1 protein-coding gene is annotated in these 532 nt (G+C 61.7%); it reads right to left on the bottom strand.

Annotation, left to right across the window (positions count from 1 at the left end):
* Positions 1-508: adenylate kinase (gene adk, locus ACFFF6_RS19925; protein ID WP_376983271.1), on the bottom strand; the 508-nt coding region annotated here is incomplete at its 3' end.
* Positions 509-532: the final 24 nt, after the last annotated feature.

Genomic DNA, 532 nt, shown 5'->3' with positions numbered 1-532 from the left:
CCACCCCTTCCACACGGTGGTACTGGGGTGCAGCGGCCGGGTCCTCTTTGGCCCACTGCTGGTAGTAGTCCACCAGCGGAGCCGTTTGGTCGTGGTACACCGACAGGCGGTTGCGCACGGTAGACTCCTGATCGTCTTCCCGTTGGATCAGGGCTTCCCCGGTGACATCGTCCTTGCCCGGCTCTTTGGGCGGATTGTGATCGATGTGGTAGACACGGCCCGAGGCGGGGTGAACGCGACGTCCGGCCAGGCGGCTGACGATCTCTTCGTCCGGCACGGCGATTTCCAACACGTGATCGAGTTTCACGCCGCCTTCTTTCATGGCATCGGCCTGAGGAATGGTGCGGGGGAATCCGTCAAACAGGAAACCGTTGGCGCAGTCCGGCTGGCTGATGCGCTCCTTGACCAGGTCGATGATGATCTCGTCGGACACCAGCCCACCACTGTTCATGATCTCCTTGACCTTGAGCCCCAGCTCAGTGCCGTCCTTGATGGCGGTGCGCAGCATATCCCCGGTGGAAATTTGGGGAAT

This window comes from Brachybacterium hainanense, assembly GCF_042434575.1.
Lineage (GTDB): Bacteria > Actinomycetota > Actinomycetes > Actinomycetales > Dermabacteraceae > Brachybacterium > Brachybacterium hainanense.
The sequence above is the reverse complement of the archived record's forward strand: the minus strand, read 5'-3'. Positions and strand labels throughout refer to the sequence as shown.